Source organism: Treponema rectale, from assembly GCF_014202035.1.
GTDB lineage: Bacteria > Spirochaetota > Spirochaetia > Treponematales > Treponemataceae > Treponema_D > Treponema_D rectale.
The window spans coordinates 669,228-688,232 of the sequence record NZ_JACHFR010000001.1; the positions used below are offsets into that span (position 1 = coordinate 669,228).

Genomic DNA, 19,005 nt, shown 5'->3' on the forward strand with positions numbered 1-19,005 from the left:
GGAGAATGTTATGCCGGTAAAGAAGTTTGTAGAGTCTGATGATAAAAAACCTGCCATTTCTTATTGGGCCAAAGAAAAAATCATATGTCCCGTATGTCATAAGCCTTTTGAAAAGGAAGTCATGCATAAGGGAAGCGGCCGTATGATTGCAGGCAGTCTTACTGATGAACTTCACAGAAATTTTGAACCGTCAAAAAAATACGGAAGGGTTTATCCGCTTATTTATGATATCGGCTGCTGTCCTAAATGTCACTGTGCTTTTTTCTGGAAGGATTTTACGGATATTAAGGATGCTTCTTCCCTGGACAGAATTATGAGTGATGAGGATCACCGCCGTGAAGCTGTAGAGGCAATTTTCCCGTATTATAACCTCAGGGAACAGAGAAGTCTTTATGACGGGGCAGCCATGTATTATCTTGCCCTTCTTTGTTATGAAAAAGTAGATATTGCCTATGCTCCTACCTTCAAAAGGGCCATGCTCTGCCTCAGGCTTGCGTGGTTGTGCAAGGATATAGAGAGGGTTTGCCCCGGACACAACTATAATTATGTAGCGGATGTTTTTTACCGCAAGGCACTGTTTTTTTATCAGCAGACCCTTATAAACGAGACGGGCCGCATAGAATCCATTGAGACTGTAGGTAATTTTGGTCCTGACATGGATAAGAATTACGGCTATGACGGTGTAATTTACCTCTGCGGTCTTCTGGAATATAAGTACGGTCAGCATGAAGATGAGGAGCTCCGCCTTAAAAAGCTGGATGAATCAAAAAGATCGATTGCAAGAATTTTCGGTCTCGGAAAATCTTCAAAAAGCAAACCTGGTCCGCTTCTGGATGTTGCCAGAAGTCTTTATGACAAGCTGACTGCAGAACTTTCTGCAAATAATATTTTTAGTGAAGACGACTGATGCAGAATATTCTTCTTACAGTTTCATATGACGGAACGGACTTCTGCGGATGGCAGAGACAGGATAAGTCTGACGGCGGAAAGCCGGTGCGCACAGTTCAGGGGGAGATGGAAGCTGCCCTTGAAAAAATGTTTTCTCAGAAAATCAATCTTTACGGGAGCGGACGTACTGACAGCGGTGTTCATGCCATGGGGCAGGCTGCGAATTTTATTTCTCCTGCCGACGGAATACCTGAGGAAAACTATATCAGGGCATTAAACGGAATGCTTCCAAGGGACATAAGGATTCTTGATGTAAAGAAAGTTGCTCCGGATTTTAATTCAAGATTCTGCGCGACTTCAAGAAAATACAGGTATTTCATTTCTACAGCTGCTGCGGTTCCTGCCGACCGAAGCCGGTATGTATGGTGTATAGCCCGCAAACCTGATCTTAGTGTACTCAACGACATGTGTTCCTGCCTTAAAGGAGAGACGGACTGTGCGACTTTTGCTGCAGCAGGAGATCAGAGCCTTTCTACTAACCGCTATATTGACGGGGCCCGTTTTTACGCTCAGGATGAAAATACCATTGTTTTTGAAATAGAGGCAAATGCTTTTTTATGGAAAATGGTCAGGTCACTGACAGGAAGCCTTATTATGGGAGAAAAAAAAGGTTTTGACGGACAGTGGTTTAAGGAACTTCTTGAAAGCAGGACAAGGTCAAACAGCCTGTTTACAGCTCCTCCGGACGGTCTTTTTCTATGGGAAGTAAGATTTGACGGTATCAGGCGGCATGTCTGAGCCTTACATCATGCTTACGGGATCCATGTCGATTTCAATATAGACATTTCTTGGAGGGGCGTACTGCCTTATAAGTGCAGAAGCCAGTTTCTGCAGGACTTCCGCCTTACGGCTCCTGAGCAGAAGCTGCCATCTGTAGTTGCCGGATACCATGACAAGAGGGCATTCTGCAGGTCCGAGAATATCAGCAGGAGTATTTTCGTCTGTCATTTCATTCAGAATCACAGCTGCCTGCCTGCAGGTATTTTCCGCTTCTTCTTTTATCTGAGACCTGAATACGAGGCGCAGAAGCCTGCTGAAGGGTGGAAAAGACAGCATCTGCCTTTCTGCAAGTTCATTTCTGTAGAAAGTTTCAATGTCGTTTTCAGCGGCCAGTTTTACGGCTTCCCGGTCAGGACTGTAACTCTGTATTATTACTTTTCCGTCAGGGGAGAACCTTCCTGCCCGTCCTGCAACCTGTGTAAGCAGGGCAAAGGTTTTTTCTCCGGCCCTGAAATCCGGCAGGTGCAGTGAAGTGTCTGCCAGCACTACGCCTACAGTTTTAAGGTTTGGAAAATTCAATCCTTTTGCAACCATTTGTGTTCCAAGCAGAATGTCATATTCGCCTTTTCTGAAGGCATCTATTTTTTCTTCCAGCTCGCCTTTTTTCTTAAGGGAGTCCGTATCAACCCTGATGATTCTGGCATTGGGAAATTTTACCCGTACCGTGTTTTCTATGTATTCCGTTCCGAATCCGAAATATCCGACGTCAAGGGAACCGCATTTCGGACACTGCTGAGGCGGCTGTATGCTGTATCCGCAGTAATGGCATCTGAGACGGTTTTCACTTTTATGGTAAGTAAGGCTTACGGAGCACTGCCGGCATTTGATTTCGTAGCCGCAGCTGTTGCACCTGAAAAAATGTGTAAAGCCCCTTCTGTTGAGAAAAAGAATGACCTGCTTCTTTTCTTTGAGTGTTTCCCTGATTTCCTGTTCAAGTTCGCCTGAAATGCAGTTCTGGCTCTGTTTCTGAAGGCTTAAGTTTACGGTTTTTATTGCAGGAAGGCTTCCTCCCGCAAGTCTTCTTGTAAGGGTGTGTTTTATGATTGTTCCCTGCTGCATTGAATGCCAGCTTTCTACAGAAGGGGTTGCTGACCCCATAACCAGCGGAATCTTATTCTTAAGGCTGCGGAACATGGCTACCTGACGGGCATGGTATCGCGGTGAAGAACCTGATTTGTATGAAGAGTCATGTTCCTCATCGATTATTATCATTCCCAGATCCGGAACAGGTGCAAAAACCGCCGTTCTTGCTCCTATAACGACTCTTGCTTCCTTTTTGAGTATGCGGTTCCATTGGGCAAGTCTCTGGCTTGGCGTAAGGGATGAGTGCAGTACGGCTGCCGTATTTCCGAACCGTTTTGTTACAGCCCTGACAACCTGAGGAGTCAGTCCTATTTCCGGAACGAGATAAATAACGCCTTTACCTTCCTGCAGTTTTTTTTCTGCGGCTGTCAGGAATACTTCCGTTTTACCGCTGCCGGTCATTCCGTAAAGATAATGGAAAAGTTTCGGATTATCCCCGGTTATTCCCCTTACAGCTTCTTTCTGTTCTTCGCTGAGTTCTTTTTTTTCAAAACTCGATTCATCATCAGAAAAGGCAAATCCTGCTTCAGAACTTTCCCTTTTTCCTGAGGGAACCATAACGGAAACGCATTCTCCTATGGTGCAGATATAGTATTTTCTCATCCACTGTGCGATTGAGTACAGTTCCTGAGTAAGTAAAGGTTCTTCGTCCGTCCATTTTACGGCACTTCTTATTTTTTCAAGGGGAACACCGCATTCCTGCGGATATTCATCGTAGCTTCTGACTGCAAATCCCGTAAGTTTTCTGTTTCCGAACCTGACTTCAACCCTGCGTCCGAATACGTCTTCCGGAGGAGTTTCGTTTTCTGAGCATTCAGGCTCTCTGTAGATGAAGGTCTGGTCAAGGGGAACGTTAAGGACTACATCTATAAAACGCTGTTTCATTTCTGTCCTGAAATCATGTTTCTGAATGAAGCGTCATAGTCCGGCTTTATTTCCTGAAGCTTTGCCCTGACCATTTTAAGGTCTTCCCATACGGGACGCTTAAGGCCGGCATCCTGAAGTACCTGCTGGGGAGAGAAGGTTACTGCAAGAGGAGTTCCGTTGAAGTCATGGAATTTTCCCCTGATGCTGTTGATTATCTGGTCAGTTTTCAGCATGTGCTGGGCACTGGTTCTTCCCATAACAAGTATTACGGAAGGTTTTAAATAGCATATCTGGGCCTGTAAAAATCCGTAGCATGCATCCTGTTCATCTTTCATTGGTGAACGGTTTTGAGGAGGCAGGCATTTTACGGATGTCGTAACAAAACAGTTTGCCCGTACGGAAAGGTTTATTGCAGACAGCATTTTTGAAAGAAGGACGTCTGTTTCTTCTGCAAAGGACAGCAGGTTCTTTTCCCGGTCTTCCATCGGGGCTTCTCCGATTACCAGCACGGCAGGATTGTTTACGCCGTTTCCGGGAAATGGAATTGCAGAGGTGCGGCTTAAAATGCAGTTTGTGCAGCTTCTTATTTTTGAATTCAGTGCCGGAAGTTTCTGCTCCTCCTGATCCTGTTTCTGAGATGGCGCAGACTGAGGATTATTACTGGCTTCACGGACAGGAGCTTTATTTTCAACGGGCTGTGAGTGTATATTTTTTGCCGGAGATTCAATTATTTCTTCAAAATCGTCTTCAAAAGGCGGAATTTCTCCTTTAAATTCCGGAGCTGTACATCCGCAGACCCATGATGATGCATTTTTGAGTAATTCGTAGATTCTTTCTTTTTCAGCTGCTTTCATTAGGATGACATTTTACACATATATTGTCGTAAACTCAATAATCAGTTAAAATTATCTTTATGAACATTGCATTGTTTACCGACAGCTATCTGCCTACAAAAAGCGGAATAGTTACTGTTGTGGTACAGTTAAAAAAGATATTAGAGGAATACGGGCATAACGTTGTAGTGATAACAGTCAATTGTCATGAAATTGATGAAGATGCCCCGGAAGAAAAGAACGTCCTCAGAGTAAAATCGATAAAGACAGTTTACGGAAATCATCAGTATATAGGGATTCCCTCCAGGCATAAGGTTGTTGCTTTCCTGAAGGAACATAATGTTCAGCTTATTCATGCCCACACGGAATTTTTTGTCGGACACTGTGCTACCGTTGCGGGAAAAAAACTTGGGATACCGGTAATTGCAACTACCCATACAATGTGGGAGGATTATTACCGTTATTATCTTAAAATCGGAAAAGTCATTCCTAAAAAAGCAATCAGAAAAATAGTCCGCGTTCTTTACAAGCGCTTCTATGCATTCATAAACGTATCGGAAAAGGCCAGAAATTATTTTAAGCAGCCGTTCATGCTTCCGGAGACTCCAAGTGCAGTAATTCCCAATGCCATTGATGCCTCCAGGTTTTCTCAGCGCAGCTGTTCTGAAGAAGAAAAGACTGCCTTAAGGAAAAAACTGGGTATTCAGGAAGGGGACAGGGTCGTGCTCTATGTGGGCCGCATAGTGGAGGAAAAACGCCTTAAGGAACTTTATGAGATAATGAAGCATGTCGTACAGAAAAAGGACGGCATAAAGATGCTTTTTGTTGGTTCCGGAGCAATGGAAGAACCTTTAAGGGAACAGTGCCGGAATGAAGGACTTTCTTCCAGAATAATATTTACGGGATTCATTGACTGGACTGAACTGTACATGTACTACGACATAAGTGACCTGTTCGTTACGGCATCCCTTTCTGAAATGCACTCCATGACCATTCTTGAAGCCCTGGTATCAGCAAAACCGGTGGTATGCCGCAGGGACACTAGTTTTTCTGATACTGTATTTGACGGAAAGGACGGTTATTACGCGGATACTGACAGGCAGATGGAGGATAAGATACTGAAGCTGCTTGAGGATACTGAACTTATGAAAAAGATGGGGGAAGAAGCTAAAAAAGTTTCTGAATCCTTTACCCTTGACATACACGGAAGGCGGACTCTTGCTTTTTATGAACTCGTAATGAAGACTTTTCCGAGAAAAGTAACTTCTGAGATGCTGAAGAAAGCCGTAGAAAGCGTTTCCCGTTAAAATAAAAACACAGAAAAAAATATGGTGGAAAAATGAAAAAAAGTTTTATTGCAGCATTGCTTTTTATTTCAGGAATTATGGCCCGGGCATTTGAGGTACCCTCTGCCGTAAGGGGAAGTCAGGAACTTCTTGAAAGCGGACACTGGGTTTATGATTCTCTTGCAAAAATTTCTCTTGAGCAGGGTAGAATTGATTTTAGTGACAGTTCGCCCCTTTCCATTTTTGAAATCAGGTCTCTTCTTATGGAAGCGGATTATGATTCTCTTTCAGATACAGGCAAAAAAGAGTTTGACCGCGTGCTTTCCTATACCAGAGAGAAGAATATTGCTTTCAATGCCTCTGTTTTTTCCCTTACTTTTGAACCTGAAGTAAACATTGAGGGTTATTATAAGGCCAATGATGACCTTGATTATGTATATGACAGGTATGAGCGCAGGGATTTTGTAAAGGTTCCTTTTGCAGTTCAGGGCGGTGACTGGTTTACCATGAAGATGGACCTTGCCTTCAGACAGAACAAGGGGGTTATGGCCCATGACGATAATTATGTGAACATTCCTCTGGAAGCCGGCGCTGTTGACGTTAATTTTCCTGATAACGGTTATTTTTCTACCGGATACTCATTTACTGATGATGCAGGAGTTAATTTCAGGCTTGGTACCGGAACCCAGAGTGTGGGACGCTCGCTTACTGGAAGCGTCATAATGAGTGAATACCTTACCGGTACTTCATGGGCTAATCTTGAGCTTTACAGCAGGGATTTCCGTTACAACATGAATGTTACTCAGTTCAATGTAGACAAGTACATGTATACACACCGGCTTGAAGCCAGATTTTTTAAGAAGATTTCATTTATGGCACAGGAGAGCGTACTTGTTTATGCTCCGATGGAACTCAGGTTCCTTAATCCCCTTACGATATATCACGGCATGAGTCCGTGGAGGGATTATCAGCCGGAGGAGGATGACTCGGAAACAAATGTATGTGCCTATCTTGCCCTTAAACTTAATGTTGTTCCGGTAAAATATCTCAGGTTTTACGGAATGTTTGCCATGACTCAGTATCAGACTCCCTATGAACTTGAAAACTGGCCTACGGACTGTACTCCTAACGGACTTGGTTTTCAGGGAGGTGCGGAAGCTTACATTCCCTGCAGAAACGGATATTTCCATGCATGGCTTGAAGGCTACTGGGCTGATCCGTACATGTATGTAAAGGAAGATCCTAACTGGAGTATGGTTCGTACATATGCGGAAAACATAGGAGACATGGCTGTCTTTTATGAATGGGTAGGTTCTCCTTTTGGTCCTGATACCATTGCCGGGGAACTTAATGCCGGTTACGAAGTTCCTGACAGATGGAGCGTTACAGGTTCTTATCTGTTCATGGCCAGGGGGGAATATTCCGGAACGAATATCTTTACGGAAGCTCTTGACTGGGGCGGAGTTGACACTGTCTGTGATCCTAAAGAATGGGTTTATCCGGATCCTTATAATGAAAAATATGGAGAGGATGCAAGAGCTGTTGCAAAAAAACAGCAGAGCCTTACCTGTCCGTCCGGTACTCCTGAATATGTAAACAGAATGAGCCTCAGGGGAACGTTGTGTGCTTCTTCTGCCGTAAAGTTTACCGTTCAGGGAGCATTTACATTTATATTCAACCATGATAATAACGAGGGCGATTTTGAATATGGTCCTGAATTTGCGTTCGTTACCAGCATAAAGCTGAAGGAGTTCCTTTTTAAATGAAAAAGTTTTTAGTATTTATTCTCAGCATTTTTATTGCAGCTGAGATTTTTGCCCAGATGAGTGTAAATCCTCAGCATGATTTTTATTCTTATGCTCAGGAATGGTATTTACGGGGCTATGTAGAGGAACTGCCTCCTTTACGTCCTTATCCTGTGTCTAAAATCAAGCAGATTCTTACATCCGTTCTTGAAAAGACTGAGGATGACGGGGTATCAGACGGGGATTTCCTTATTGCTTCCCGCCTGTACGAGGAACTTACCGGAAAAAATTATCATGTGGAACTTTCAAGTACTCTGAATGTTGTTCATGACATTACTGATGACGGTAATGAGGAACTGGATTCCGGAACCAACAAGCTTCTCAGTATTTATCCGTCAGTTCAGGGAGACCTTTCTTTTAAGGATGATTTTGTTTCCATGGGATATAAACTCGGCTTTACAGCAAGAAATTCAGAAAATGAACTGGATTTTCTTCCTGTATATTACCGCTCGGAACATGATTCAATTCAGGATCCTGCCTCTGTAGGTCCTGCAAAGGTTTATCTTGATGCAGATAATGTAATAACTGTGGGGTATAATAATCTTTACCTTCAGGCTGGAATTTACCGGAGTGGTTACGGCAATTTTATAGGACAGGGACTTGCCCTTAATGATTCAACCTATCATTCAGGAAACATTTCTTTTACATATATGGGAGACCTGGTAACTTATGCCCAGCAGCTTTCCGTAATAGGAGCTACTTCCAGTTATAACGGAGATAATCTTAACCCGAATAAGGTTCTTGCCTTTCATCAGATTTCGTTCAAGCCTTTCAGCTTTCTTGAAGTTGCGTATTATGAATCAATCGTGTACGGACACAGGTTTGATTTAAGCTATGCTCTTCCTGTTCCTTACATGGTTGCCCAGGGGGTAGGCGGCTGTTCTGATAATCTTCAGATGGGACTGAGGTTTGATGTCCGCCCGTATAATGAACTTCTCTGGACTACAGATATTTACGTAGATGATTTTTCTGTCAATGATATCGTAAAGCTTCACGTTGACGCAAAGTACAGAATCGCATTTCAGACGGGACTTCTGTATACTCCGTCAAATTCTTTTTGTGACGCCCTCAGCCTTAATTATACACTTGTAACTCCTTATACGTACAGTCACTGGCAGTATGATTCAGACAGTGTTGCTTCAATCGGAGCCGGCACCATTAACTATCAGGATTACAGCAATTCCGGCATTCAGATGGGAGCAAACATTCCTCCTAATTCTGATGCCATAAACATGAGTATTACTTTTAGCCCGTTGAAGAGTCATAACCTTAAGCTTTCCGTTCATACGAATTACCTTCGCCATGGAAATGTAAGCGAAAGCCTTACGGATGAGGAAGCTCTCCGCTATCTTCTTGCAGATGCAGGGGTGTATGCTACAGACGGAAGTTACAGACAGCATTCCATGTATGAATCTGCTGACGGAGACAGTTCCGGAGATCATGTTGATACTGCATGGAATCATCTGAACTTTCTTTCTCAGGATAATCAGATGTATATAATTCAGATTGGAGCAGATGCGGAATATAAATTCCCGTCTTCAAAGAAAGGTCATAGTCTTTCCTTAAAATTTGGTTATATGTTTGAATATATGCATAATTATGGTGTTGATAACAATATGTATCCGGGCGGACTTGTAAAGGAAGAATCAGAAGGAGTTTATCTTTATGACGGTAAAAAATATTCTGATACTGAGACAGTAGACGGCAGTGTTTCTGACCTTGTAAACATCTTTAAGGATGAATGGAAATCAGGGCTTGTCAACAGACTTTCCAATTATGTTACGGTTGGATTCTGCTATCGTTTTTAATTCAGCTGTTTAGGGAATTACGTTAATGAAAAATAATCAGGTTAATCTTGAAGTATACAACCAGATGTATCTCGGAAAACTTGGAGAACTTACTCTAAAGGGTTCCAATGTCAAAGTTTTCGAAAAGCAGCTTTTAACTAATGTAAAGTATGCTTTATCAGGACTTCCTGCAAAAATGTGGCTTTCTTCCGGAAGACTCTATATTGCATGTAAGGAAGAGTGTTGTGCTGCTGTTGAATATGCCCTTGATCACCTTATAGGAATAACAGGCTGGGCTAAGGTTCGCTGTGTAGAAAAAACAATAGATGCCATTAAGGCTGCCGTCAGGGAAGAAGGTCTGGCTGCAAAGGCTTCAGGGGCAAAGTCCTTTAAGATTGATGCAAGGCGTGAAGATAAAGCTTTTGAATTGAACTCCTATGAAATTGCCATCCAGGCAGCAGGGGTACTTTTTGATGATAATACTCTTGCAGTAGATGTTCATCATCCTGATGCTGTAATAAATGTGGAAGTTCGGGATAAGTGCTATGTTTACTGTGCTCAGAAAAAGACCTGCCGTGGACTTCCTGTTGGAGTAAGCGGAAAGGGACTTCTTCTTTTAAGCGGAGGAATAGACAGTCCTGTTGCCGGTTACCGCATGATGCGCCGGGGAATGAAAGTGGACTGTATTTATTTTCATTCATATCCTTATACATCTGAAGAAGCTCAGAAAAAGGTTGAGGATCTTGCAAAAATAATAGGTCAGTTCGGAGTAGAAACCTATCTGAATGTCATTCCGTTTACTCAGGTTCAGATGCACATAAAGTCTCATTCTCCGGAAAACTATTCAACCCTCATGCTCAGACTCTGCATGATGAAGTGTGCAAATCTTCTGGCTCCAAGAACAGGTGCCCAGGCAATAATTACAGGAGAAAGCCTCGGTCAGGTTGCAAGTCAGACCAACGAAAATATGGCCTGTACGGAAAGTTTTGCAGAATATCCTCTGTACAGACCTCTTATAGGACTTGATAAAGAAGAAATTATTAACACTGCTGAATTTTTGGGAACTTATCCGATTTCCATACTTCCTTATGAAGACTGCTGTGTTCTTTTCAGTCCGCGCCATCCTGTTCTGAGGGCTCCTGTAGAAGAAGCTAAGAGAATTTATGATGAGATGAAAATTGATGAATTAGTTCAGAAAGCATTTGACGAACGTAAGATAATTCATTTTTCAATTCAGGATTCAATAAAGGAACAGTTTGGACAGTAAGTAAGTGTTTTTTTTCAGATTTTCTGCTGCATTAAAAAAAATCCTCATTCCTGCAGCCGCCCTGGTTCTTACGGTTCATCCTGCAGCACAGGTTCCGGGAACCTTTGTGGAAGCAGAACCGCTTTTTGAGGAACCTGCGCAGACTTCTGAAAATACAGTTCCTCTGCTGCTGAAGGGAATCTGGTCAAATAAAAACCGTTATGTTGTATTTGATACAGGTTATCTTTCTGCTCCGGATTCTTCAGTTCCTCAGATAGTCCTCAGGGTGTTTTACGGGCTTTATGATGACAGGGCTCAGGAAAGTTCTGAGTATACGCAGTCTCATGAGAGGAATGTAAATGACGTTACTCCTCAGGCTAAGGCTCAGGAAAATTCAGTGACCTATCATCCTCTTACCCAGCAGCTTTTTCCCCGGGAGTACGGTCTTGACGTAATCAATGAGAACGGAAATATCTATTCGGCGGGGACTGCAAGCAGTGGTGCCTGGGATCTTGAGATAAAATATGAGGGCTACGGTGATAAGTATCATGTTCCGGTATGTGTAATAGGGGACAATATTTATCTTGATTTCGTAATAAAAACCTATTCTCCTGAAGATGAATCAAATCCTGTTCTCGGTTTCTGGCAGGATGCAGGCAGTGCTTCCGGAATTCTTATAAGTCCTCCAGTGCTGAAGAAAGAACTTGTTTCTTATTTTGTTACGGAAAATGCCGTATATCACATAAGGTACTGGCGAACGGACATGGAATATGAACCTTCGGTACTTGCCGTATTTTCTGATGGGAATGAAACCTATTCCGTTCCGAAACATCTTCTTTCCGGTGGAAAAGTCTATACCTGCGTAAACGGAAGGGGAACAAAGATACGGAATATTGAGAAAAGCCAGGATTTTCCTTTTGAATATACCCTTAATTCCGTAAAAATAACCAGAGAATCTGATGACGGCGGGGAAGATTCATTTATGACGTCTACATTATGTGCTTTCGGAAAACCTTATCTGACCCGAACTGACGGTACGATGACTCTTGAGCAGATTCTTGAAAAAGATGCGTCCAGACCTCCATTGCCCCGTAAACCTCTCTTTCCTCCTCACGGCATCCTTGATTTTGACTGGAGCATTATTGAAGATCCTCCTTCTGACTGGAACCGGCGCATGCAGGATTTGGGAAAATAGATTTTATTCTTTAAGAATTCTTAAAAAAATTTAAAAAAAATTGACATAACAGTAAAAAAAGTGTGGAGAAAACATGCTGAAATGGTGTATTATATACGGGTATTTTATGAAGTTCAGATATTTCAGTCTTCATTGATACGTATATAAAAAAGGGAGTTTTTATGAACAGAGCCGCACAGGCCTTTTTAGGCGCTCACAATTTTCAACATCACATTGACATTAATACCGTTGCTGAATCAATTCTTTATGACATGCACGAGGGTCTCTGCCGCAGACCGGCCGGACAGGACATGATTCTTACTTATTCCAATCCTCCTGAGCATTCACCTGTTAATAAGACTGTTATCGTAATTGACGCCGGTGGAACTAATTTCCGTTCCTGCCTTGTTACTTTTGACGCTGAGGGCAATCCTTCAATCTCCGAAATGGAAAAAACAAAGATGCCTGGAGTTGAGAGGGAACTTTCAAAAAAAGAATTTTTTGATCAGTTTGCAGCTAATCTTGAGCATTTAAAGGATAAGGCTAATCATATCGGTTTCTGTTTTTCTTATCCTATGACCATTACAGAAGACGGAGACGGCGTTCTTATCGGTTTTGCAAAGGAAGTAAAGGCTCCTGAAGTTAACGGCTGTCATGTAGGCGCTGAACTTAAAAAGGTTCTTAAGGAACACGGCTGGAAAAATAATCTTGATGTTGTCCTCATGAATGATACTGTATCGGCCCTTCTTGCCGGAGCTGCAGGCTGTGCTTCAGGAAAGAAATATTCTTCTTACGTAGGATTTATTCTTGGAACCGGTATGAACGGTGCGTATATTCAGAGTGAATGTGACTGTTATCCTGGAGTAAAAAAGCAGATTGTTGTATGTGAGAGCGGAAAATTCATAAAGCTTCCGTCTTCTGATTTTGACAGGGCCTTTGATGCTAAAAGCCAGAAACCTGGAACTTCAATTCTTGAAAAACAGTGTTCCGGTGCATATTTTGGACCTGTTTCTTATGAAATGCTTATGTGTGCGGCAAAGGAAGGTCTTTTTTCTGAGAATTTTGCAAAAAAACTCCTTTCCCTTGAAAACCTTACACTTATTGAGGTTGATAAATTCCTTCACGGACCTTATAGTGATTCTTGTGTTCTCGGAAAAATCGCTTCTGAGAGTGCCACACCACAGGATTACGAGATTCTTTTTGATCTTCTGGATGCTGTGGCAGAACGCTGTGCCCGTCTTGCAGCTGCAATCCTTACGGCCTGTGTCGTAAAAAGCGGCAAAGGAACATCTTCTATTGAACCTGTATGTCTTCTGTGCAACGGTACGACTTTCTTTAAAACTTATAAGGTTTATGACCGTGTAAAGGGTTATCTTGAAGAAGTTCTTGTAAAACAGCGTAATCTTTATTTTGAAATTGTCGAAAAAGATAATGACATCACTTTCGGAACTGCTATAGGTGCATTCCGTCAGTAATTTTATTCAGGAAGTTCTATGGGTGCAAAAAAGGCTTTATTAAAATCGCTGCTATTGATTATTTTGATTATTATTCTTTCTCTTTTCGGAATACTCTGGTTCGATTTTTTGGGCGTAATACAGGCAAAGTCAGTTTTTGCTCCGCTGTACAGGCTCATAGGTCTTGCACCTCAGACTTCCCGCTCAGTTTCCGGTCTTGATGATCTGGAACTTTTTGATAAAGACGACGATATCCTTAAAAAAAGAGCTCAAGCCCTTAATCTTGAAAAAGAAGCCCTCTCAAAACGTGAGTCAGATGCGGCAGAAAAGGAACAGGCTAATATTCTTGTGGCTCAGGAACTGGAAGATGAACGGCTTGCCTTTGAAGAAGAGAAAAAAACATTCAACAACCGTGTAAAAAAATACGATGATAAATATATAAGAATCGAACAGCTGGTTTCGCAGTTTAACGGAATGGCTCCTGCAAAGGCAGTAGATATTCTTGTTGAAATGTGCAGTACGGACAAACAGTATGTTGTTGATGTCCTTCGTGCAGCTGATGATATTGCAGAACGTGACGGTACGGCTTCTAACGTAAGTTACTGGCTCAGCCTCATGCCTAAGAATATCTCAGGCGAACTTGCCAGACTTCTGGTTGTAAAACCCGCCAATCTGGAATAGGGAATGCGGCCTTCGGTTCTTAAATAAACACGGAGGCCAGAATGCAGAACCTAGCGGTTATTTCAGCACCTAAAGAAAAGTCTGAAATTCTCAGTGTAAATGCACCCGGTACAAAATCTCTACAGAAAAAAAACGTCAGTTCAGGTTTTTCTGAAATGCTTTCTGAAATTTCGTCTGCAATGGAAAAGAAAGACGTTACCGAAAGTACTGTTCAGAAAGAAAGTCCTGCCGCTGACAGGAAGGTAAAGAAGGATGTCTCCGGTGAAGAAAGCCGGAAAGAGGTCTCTTCTGAAAAAGAACGTTCCATATCCAGAAAAGCAGACTTCCCTGATGACGGAAAAGTTCAGGACACTGTCGAAAAAGAAATTTCCCAGAATGCATCATTCTTTGTTGAATCTGTACTTCCAGCATCAGATACATCTGATGTAATTCCTGATTCAGAAAACCTTATGCCTGAAATGTCTGTAAATAATACTGATGTTTCAGAAGATGAAGGATTAAATCTTAGCAGTGCACAGATTGATTTTCTTTATAAGACAAAAAAAACAGATGATTTTGAATCTCTTATAGATAATGCTGAAGATTTTGTAGCAGGTGACAGGACTCAGGAACTTTTAAATAATGCCCAGAATCTTTCTCTTGAAAATCCTGATAAATTTCTTGTAATGGCGGAACAGGTTAATGAAAATGTGATGGCTTCTGAAATCTCAGAAGAAAGCCTTATGCCTTTTAACCTGAATGCTGCAGATGATAAAGCTGCTGAAGGTGAAGATGTTCTGGCAGAGGGGCTTAAGACCGGGGTACAGAAGAAAGACGGAGTTTTTACTGTTTTCGATAACCGCAGTAATGATGAAAAAGCTGCCGCTTTAGAAGAAGCTTCACCCCTTAAAATAAAAGTTTCAGAAAAGGATTCTTCCTCAGTTGATATGACTCTTAACCTGGGTCAGCAGCATGCCGCTCAGAATATTACATCTTCTACTTCACAGGCTGCTGCAGCTGACGGATCTACTTTTCAGCAGATGCTTTCCCAGACCATTCAGCATAATGCTCCTGAATTCGTAAAAGCAGGAAATATTGTTCTCAGGGATAATACCAGCGGCTCGATAAACATGATTCTTAAGCCGGAGAGCTTAGGAAATGTTAAGGTCAGCCTTCAACTTTCCGATAAAGTAATTACAGGGCAGATTGTCGTTGCCACAAAAGAAGCATTCGAGGCCTTCAAGGAGAATCTCGATACTTTGCGGCAGGCTTTCCAGCAGAGTGGATTTGAAAATGCGCAGTTTGAACTAAGCTTTGCAGATAATTCACAGAGTGGAGCTTTTGCCGGGCAGCAGAACCCTCAGCAGCAGATGAATCAGTTTCTTTCGAACAGGGCGTATTCCCGCTTTGTTCCTGTAGAAAATGATTCTTCTTCAACGGACAGCAGGTATTATGATACCGGTGATTCCAGAGTAGACGTGGTTGCATAATTTTAGGAGTAATACATGGCAGTTAACAATGAGACAGTAAGTCTGAATACCAGAATGTCCCCGGAAGAAATTTCTGCATTAGACATGACGGTGGATTTTGAAAACAAGAAAAATACCATCGGAGACAGACAGGTAAGTCAGTCATTAGGAAAAGATGATTTTCTTAAACTTCTGATTGCCCAGCTTACAAATCAGGATCCTACATCGCCAATGGAAAATACTGAGTTCATTGCACAGATGGCACAGTTTTCTTCCCTTGAGCAGATGACAAACATGAATCAGGAATTTTCAAAACTGAATTCAATGCTGGTTTCTTCACAGGCTGTAGGAACAATCGGAAAGACTGTTGATATAGACCTTAATGGTGCTGTTGTAAGCGGAACTGTTGATGCCGTTACTTATGGAAGTAATCCTCAGGTAAAGGTTAACAACATGTATTACGATATGAAAAAGATAACCGCTGTTTACGGTGAATGATTAGAGTAAATAAATAAAGAGGGTAGTTATATGATGAGATCACTTTATGCTGGTGTTTCAGGTTTGCAGAATCATCAGACACGTATGGACGTAATCGGAAACAACATTTCCAACGTTAATACATACGGTTTTAAGAAAGGACGCGTCAGCTTTCAGGATATGATCAGCCAGCAGATCGGAGGTGCATCTAAACCTCAGGAAGAGCTTGGCGGCGTTAACCCTAAAGAAGTTGGACTGGGTATGAGTGTTGCAACTATTGATACGATTTTTACCCAGGGTAACCTTCAGTCTACAGGTAATACGACTGATATTGCCATTTCCGGAAACGGTTTCTTTGTACTTAAAAACGGAGATGAGACTTTCTATACAAGAGCCGGTGTATTTGGTGTTGATTCCAACGGAACTCTTGTTAATCCTGGAAACGGACTTCGCGTACAGGGATGGATGGCTCAGAATGTAAACGGACAGCAGGTTGTACGCACTTCAGCAACTCCTACTGATCTTGTAATTCCTGTAGGTCAGAAAGATCCTCCTCATGCAACAGAAAATGTTCACTACTTCTGTAACCTTGACAAGAACATGCCTGAGATTCCGGAAAATCCTACTGACGAACAGATTGAAAACGGAACCTGGCCAACAACTGTAAAGATTTATGACAGCTTCGGAAATGAACATATCATGGCAATGAATTTCCGTAAGGTTCCGGGTAATCCAAATCAGTGGACTGTAACAGTAGATGTAGATCCTAACGGAGAATTCAATACAAACACACGTATCGGAATGGGAACTACAGACGGTGTAGAAAATACCTATACCCTTAATTTTGACAATACAGGTAAACTTGTATCAGTAATGGATAGTGCCGGAAACGTTTCTAATGAACAGGGAGAAATTATTCTTCAGACTTCATTTGAAGTAGCTGATGCAAATCCTGACGCAGACGGAAATCCGTACCGTCAGACTTTTAACCTTAATCTTGGAACAATCGGCAGCATGGAAAACACTGTAACCCAGAGTGCTTCCAAGTCTACAACAAAGGCAAATTTCCAGGACGGATATAAACTCGGTTATCTTGATACTTTCAGAATTGACAACAGCGGAATCATTACCGGAGTTTATTCTAACGGTTCTACCCGTACAATCGGTCAGATTGCAATGGCAAGCTTTACAAACCAGGGCGGTCTTGAAAAGAAGGGTGATAATACTTACGTAGAAAGCATTAACTCAGGTATGGCAAACATTGGTGAAAGCGGTACTGCAGGAAAGGGAAGTATGATTTCCGGAACACTTGAAATGTCAAACGTTGACCTTTCTGAACAGCTTACCGACATGATTGTTACACAGCGTGGATTTGAATCAAATGCAAAGACTATTCAGACAGGTGATTCCATGCTTGAGACAATCATTAATCTTAAGCGCTAATCCTAACGTAGGGTTATTATCTTAGTCGTCAGACCCCGGTTTCTTAACTGAAGCCGGGGTATTTTTTTTATTATGACTTAAGTAAAAAAAAATCCGGTCTTAAAACAAAACTGTCTTAAGACCGGATAGTATAAAAACAGAAATCAGTCTTTTCTGTTTTTTTCAAATTCTTCCTTGGTACAGTATTCGATTTCTATTTTACCGTTATTTTCATTGACTTTGTATATTGCAAAATCCTGATAGTTTGCGATAAGCCAGTCATCGTATTCTGTCCAGCTGTTAAAACTCATCGTCATATTAAAGTTTTACGTGGAAGCTCAGAGCTCCGCTCCAGAGTGCGCTGTCGTAGTTGTCAGAATCCATGAAGGATCTTACGTCAGCACAGATGTTTGCTGTTGCCTGGAACACAAGGAAGTTGAGGCCTACACCTGCATAAAGCTGAGGCTGAATTCCTGAGAAGTCAAATTTTCCATGTTCATAGCTTGCACTCTTTCCTTTTGCAGTGCGGGAACCGCTGCCTTCTTCATAAACAGTGTAAGCTGTTCCTAAATAGTTATATGTGGTGGAAACATCCCATGCCCATGAAGTTGTTGTGTTTGACAGAAGAGCTCTTCCGCCTGCAAATACTGTTGCGAGAAGGAAGTTTTTAGAAACCTGTGCTTCAGCAAAGATAACGTGCGTGCTGTAAGAAAGGTCAAGGTTTGCTTTTGTGCTGCCTTCAGATGATTTTACGCCTACCTGTCCTCTTGTGTATACGTAACCTGCACCTACAGAGATTTTTGGAAGAACAAGGTTTCCTTCCCAGATAGGATAGCGTACGTCAAGACCGAGAGTTATGTAATCAAGGGAACCGTCAAAGCCCATCCAGTTGAATTTCATTGCCTGGCTTGCATCTTTTATAGAATCAGGATCACTGAAATCTACTCCTGTAAGGGAAGGATTTGTCATCATGAAACTGAATCCTACGTCAAACGGAAGTATTACGCCACCGATGCGTGCATCAATGCTGAGTGTAGGAAGGAAGAAACTTGATGGAATCTTTCCGAAGTCAACATTGCTGCTGCCGACAACAGATGCTACTGTTTTTTCCATTGCGCTTGCAGCATTCTTAAGACCGCTCATGTCAAGCTTTGTTCCGCCTAATGAAAGACCTACTCCAAAGTGAGGTGGAAGAGACGGAAAGAATTTTCCGATGTAAGCGTCAGCCCATACATTCTGCTGAACGGAAGACTGTGGTGCTGCAACGAGAAGACTCTTGCCGAATTCATCCATACCGTTGTTGATGCCTTCTGTTGAAAAATCTGTAATACCTAAATTACTTGCAAGATCTGTAAGAGATATTTCTGTCTGTGCAAATGCAGAGGTTGAGAGCAGTGCTGCAGCAGAAACTGCAATAATCGATTTAGTAAATTTCATATATCCTCCTAAAGGTAAAAGACGGAAAACCGCCTATAATATAAAAGTGTATTGCGTACGCCGTAAAAAATCAATGCAAAAAAATTAAGTAAAAAAAATTGATAAAATTCTTAAATTGCTGTTGACATTTTTTTTAGCAAAGTATATATTCTACTCATCACTTGCCGGTGTAGCTCAGCTGGTAGAGCGGAGGACTGAAAATCCTTATGTCGTCAGTTCGATTCTGACCGCTGGCATGTTAACCTTCCGATTTCCGGAAGGTTTTTTTTATTTAAAT

At 42.0% G+C, this 19,005-nt stretch carries 16 protein-coding genes and 1 tRNA gene; 13 read left to right on the top strand and 4 right to left on the bottom strand.

The genetic code is table 11. The features are described 5' to 3' along the window. Window positions 1-10 precede the first annotated feature (10 nt). Window positions 11-907 carry a DUF2225 domain-containing protein gene (locus tag HNP77_RS02785; RefSeq protein WP_184651631.1) on the top strand — a complete coding sequence of 299 codons (897 nt, stop codon included), beginning with the start codon at window positions 11-13 and terminating at the stop codon, window positions 905-907. Further along, on the top strand, window positions 907-1,686 hold the full coding sequence (gene truA, locus HNP77_RS02790; protein ID WP_184651632.1) for a tRNA pseudouridine(38-40) synthase TruA: 780 nt from the start codon (window positions 907-909) through the stop codon (window positions 1,684-1,686). The genes HNP77_RS02785 and truA overlap by 1 nt, the downstream gene beginning before the upstream one ends. A 3-nt stretch (window positions 1,687-1,689) precedes the next feature. Here truA and priA read toward each other — a convergent pair whose 3' ends face one another. Next, window positions 1,690-3,696: a replication restart helicase PriA gene (priA, locus tag HNP77_RS02795; protein ID WP_184651633.1), complete on the bottom strand. Its 2,007-nt coding sequence runs from the start codon at window positions 3,694-3,696 to the stop codon at window positions 1,690-1,692. Then, window positions 3,693-4,532, bottom strand: a complete 840-nt coding sequence (locus HNP77_RS02800) for a uracil-DNA glycosylase (protein WP_184651634.1) — start codon at window positions 4,530-4,532, stop codon at window positions 3,693-3,695. The genes priA and HNP77_RS02800 overlap by 4 nt, the downstream gene beginning before the upstream one ends. Window positions 4,533-4,591: 59 nt before the next feature. Between HNP77_RS02800 and HNP77_RS02805 the strand changes: the two genes are divergently transcribed. The 10 genes from HNP77_RS02805 (at window position 4,592) to flgE (ending at window position 17,312) form a co-directional block, all read left to right on the top strand. Next, window positions 4,592-5,818, top strand: a complete 1,227-nt coding sequence (locus HNP77_RS02805; RefSeq protein WP_184651635.1) for a glycosyltransferase — start codon at window positions 4,592-4,594, stop codon at window positions 5,816-5,818. A gap of 32 nt (window positions 5,819-5,850) precedes the next feature. Beyond that, the gene (locus HNP77_RS02810; RefSeq protein WP_184651636.1) at window positions 5,851-7,563 is read left to right on the top strand and encodes a hypothetical protein; all 1,713 of its coding nucleotides are present in this window, start codon (window positions 5,851-5,853) and stop codon (window positions 7,561-7,563) included. Beyond that, window positions 7,560-9,410 carry a hypothetical protein gene (locus HNP77_RS02815; RefSeq protein ID WP_184651637.1) on the top strand — a complete coding sequence of 617 codons (1,851 nt, stop codon included), beginning with the start codon at window positions 7,560-7,562 and terminating at the stop codon, window positions 9,408-9,410. The genes HNP77_RS02810 and HNP77_RS02815 overlap by 4 nt, the downstream gene beginning before the upstream one ends. 25 nt (window positions 9,411-9,435) lie before the next feature. Further along, a complete protein-coding gene (gene thiI, locus HNP77_RS02820) occupies window positions 9,436-10,656 on the top strand; it encodes a tRNA uracil 4-sulfurtransferase ThiI (RefSeq protein ID WP_246428843.1) in 1,221 nt (406 codons plus the stop codon). A 4-nt stretch (window positions 10,657-10,660) separates the two neighbouring features. Beyond that, window positions 10,661-11,830: a hypothetical protein gene (locus HNP77_RS02825; RefSeq protein WP_184651638.1), complete on the top strand. Its 1,170-nt coding sequence runs from the start codon at window positions 10,661-10,663 to the stop codon at window positions 11,828-11,830. Between the two features lie 161 nt (window positions 11,831-11,991). Next, window positions 11,992-13,284 carry a hexokinase family protein gene (locus HNP77_RS02830; protein ID WP_184651639.1) on the top strand — a complete coding sequence of 431 codons (1,293 nt, stop codon included), beginning with the start codon at window positions 11,992-11,994 and terminating at the stop codon, window positions 13,282-13,284. A gap of 18 nt (window positions 13,285-13,302) precedes the next feature. Beyond that, the gene (locus tag HNP77_RS02835) at window positions 13,303-13,944 is read left to right on the top strand and encodes a periplasmic-type flagellar collar protein FlbB (protein ID WP_184651640.1); all 642 of its coding nucleotides are present in this window, start codon (window positions 13,303-13,305) and stop codon (window positions 13,942-13,944) included. Window positions 13,945-13,985: 41 nt separating this feature from the next. After that, window positions 13,986-15,413, top strand: coding sequence for a flagellar hook-length control protein FliK (locus HNP77_RS02840; protein ID WP_184651641.1), 1,428 nt, complete (start codon window positions 13,986-13,988; stop codon window positions 15,411-15,413). Between the two features lie 15 nt (window positions 15,414-15,428). After that, entirely contained in the window at window positions 15,429-15,890 is a 462-nt protein-coding gene (gene flgD / locus HNP77_RS02845) for a flagellar hook assembly protein FlgD (protein ID WP_184651642.1), read from the top strand. Between the two features lie 30 nt (window positions 15,891-15,920). Continuing rightward, the gene (flgE, locus tag HNP77_RS02850; RefSeq protein WP_184651643.1) at window positions 15,921-17,312 is read left to right on the top strand and encodes a flagellar hook protein FlgE; all 1,392 of its coding nucleotides are present in this window, start codon (window positions 15,921-15,923) and stop codon (window positions 17,310-17,312) included. A 143-nt stretch (window positions 17,313-17,455) separates the two neighbouring features. Here the strand turns inward: flgE and HNP77_RS02855 are convergent, their stop codons facing one another. Together HNP77_RS02855 and HNP77_RS02860 are read right to left on the bottom strand one after the other, a co-directional pair. Then, entirely contained in the window at window positions 17,456-17,602 is a 147-nt protein-coding gene (locus HNP77_RS02855) for a hypothetical protein (protein WP_184651644.1), read from the bottom strand. Between the two features lie 7 nt (window positions 17,603-17,609). After that, the gene (locus HNP77_RS02860; protein WP_184651645.1) at window positions 17,610-18,728 is read right to left on the bottom strand and encodes a hypothetical protein; all 1,119 of its coding nucleotides are present in this window, start codon (window positions 18,726-18,728) and stop codon (window positions 17,610-17,612) included. 163 nt (window positions 18,729-18,891) lie between these two features. Here HNP77_RS02860 and HNP77_RS02865 point away from each other — a divergent pair. Beyond that, window positions 18,892-18,964: transfer RNA gene (locus HNP77_RS02865), tRNA-Phe, on the top strand. The last annotated feature ends 41 nt before the right edge of the window (window positions 18,965-19,005 follow it).